Annotated in this window: 2 protein-coding genes; both read right to left on the bottom strand. The window is 66.9% G+C overall.

Annotation, left to right across the window (positions count from 1 at the left end; all coding sequences use genetic code 11):
• The coding region (locus tag ACY5KJ_RS18750) for a hypothetical protein (RefSeq protein WP_462203976.1) at positions 1 to 330 on the bottom strand (330 nt) is incomplete at its 3' end.
• Between the two features lie 362 nt (positions 331 to 692).
• Positions 693 to 2,018 carry an ATP-dependent 6-phosphofructokinase gene (locus tag ACY5KJ_RS18745; RefSeq protein WP_462187134.1) on the bottom strand — a complete coding sequence of 442 codons (1,326 nt, stop codon included), beginning with the start codon at positions 2,016 to 2,018 and terminating at the stop codon, positions 693 to 695.
• Positions 2,019 to 2,331 lie beyond the last annotated feature (313 nt).

Raw genomic sequence — 2,331 nt, 5'->3', positions numbered from 1 at the left:
ATAGCTGCCGCCGTCCCGGGCCGCCTCGATGGCTTCCCGTTGGTGCCGATACAGCGTCAGCGACCGCCTGCCGGGATCGTCGGCATCCCTCTTGACCCGGAAGAATCTGCCGCAGTCGGGGTGCAGCAGACCCGTGCCGACCAGTTCGTCGACCGTGCCGCCGGAGGCGAACGCAGGGTTGAGCGAGATCCACGGGTCAGGCCAGCGGACCTTCGCCGCCCGCTCCTGCTCGAGATAATCTCTGATCTTCTCGTCGCGAACCTCGACGAGGGAGTCGGTGAAGGCCGCATAGTCCTCGATCAGGCTCCGATGAGTCTCGAAGACCTCCACGTACTCCCTGCCCTCCTACCCGCCAGGTCCGAACAGTGTCCGGCCAGCACATCCAGGTCGGGCGCGGCGGGCCGGGTGCGTCTGTCGACGTACCCTACGGTGATCGGCGCCCACCGTCCGGCATGACGGACCGGCTTCTGCTTCTGGTGGATCCGCCGCCTGGCCTGGCCTGGCCTGGCCTGACCCGGCCCGGCCTGACCGCGGCACACCGTGGGCTGTTCCGGTGGGTGTCTGTCCAGAGGCCCCGGGCCCGATTCGTCCTTGTGGACACGCACGGCCACACCGGGAACCTTGCCTGTCCAGAGGCTTCGACGTCCCTTTTATCCCTCTGGAAAGGCAAGAGAGGGGGGCTGGCTACTCGGCTATTCGAAGCGGGGCGGCTGGCCGGTCGCCTCGAGGACGGACATCCACAGATCGCCGGCCGGGTCGACCTGGTTGCGCTGGCTGATCGCGAGCGGGATCGGGATGTGGATGAACCGCCGCCGCCAGCGGCCGACGACCATCTCCGTGCGGCCGGACATCGCGGCATGCACGGCCGCGTGGGCGAGCCGGATCGTGTAGACGCTGTCGTACGGGTTCGCCGGCACGCTGCGGATCACATAGCTGGGGTCGATGTACTTCAGGTTGAGCTCGATACCCTCGGCGTCGAAGTACTCCTTGATCCGGCGGGAGAGCTCCGGGCCGATGTCGTGCAGCTTGCGGTTCCCGGACGCGTCGGTGCTCTCCGGCTGGCCGACGACGAGCTCCTGGCCGGCACCCTCGGCGACGACGACGACGGCGTGGCCGCGCTCGGCCACCCGGCGACGCACGTAGTTCAGCAGGCCGCCGTCGCCCTCCAGCTTGAACGGCAGCTCCGGGATGAGCACCACGTCCGCGTTACTCTTCGCCAGCGTCGCGTAGCAGGCGATGAATCCCGAGTGGCGGCCCATGAGCCGGACCACGCCGAGCCCGCCGGGCGCGGACGTCGCCTCGGCGTGCGCGACCCGGATGGACTCCGCGGCCTTGCCGAAGGCCGTCTGGAAGCCGAAGCTCTGGTCGATGTAGGGGATGTCATTGTCGATCGTTTTCGGGATGCCGACCACGGCGATCTTCTCCCCGCGCGTCTCGGCCTCCCGGGCAATCTGCCCGGCCCCGCGCAGGGTGCCATCACCACCGATGACAAACAGGATGTTGATGTTCATCCGGGAGAGGCAGTCGACGATCTCGGCGGGATCCTGCTGACCGCGGGAACTGCCGAGGATCGTCCCGCCGTCGTCGTCGATGTTGGCGACGCTCTCCGGGGTGAGATCGACGACGTCGTGGCCGTAGCGGGCGATGAAGCCCTGGTACCCGTTACGGAACCCGAAGATCCGCCGAACCCGGTAGTGCGAGGTCAGCTCCAGCACCAGACCGCGGATCACGTTGTTCAACCCGGGGCAGAGCCCACCACAGGTGACGATGCCCACCCGGGTCTTCGACGGGTCAAAGTAGATCTTCCGGCGCGGCCCGGCCGGCTCGAATCCGGGCAGGTCGTCGAGCGCGACACCACGCGAGGAGATCATCAGGGCAGTGTCGTCGTAGAGGACCTTGTCCGACTCATCGATATAGTGCTGCGTCGTCGGCCGCTCCCCCAGCAGCGGCAGGAGCGGGGAATCAATCCGGCAGACCCCCAGGGTCTTGACCGCCAGATCGGCATTATCCACCAGCATTGGTGCACCCACCGTTACCCGGCCCTCACGTCTCGATCGGCACTACATCAGTCTCGGTGACTTCGCTTCATACTTACCTGGACCAGAGGAGCACGGACGCCCCCGATCATCCCAGGTCTCTCCACACCGAGAGTACCGACCCAAACCACCCACCACGGCCCCGTCGACCGGATAACCCGCAACCTGCGGACGGAAACAATGGCTTCATAGGCGCGAAACCGGCGTAACAACCTGCCAACCCCGTCCCGACTTGTCCCAGGCGGACACCTCCGGGCGATGCGAGCAGGCCGTCCGAGCCGGATAACCCAAACTA

Source organism: Frankia sp. CcWB3 (genome assembly GCF_977927595.1).
This window is presented reverse-complemented; position numbering and strand designations above follow the sequence as displayed.

Coding starts and splice junctions, on each gene's coding strand:
- ACY5KJ_RS18745 (WP_462187134.1), bottom strand. CDS start 2,018: ATGCTGGTGGATAATGCCGATCTGGCGGTCAAGACCCTGGGGGTCTGC.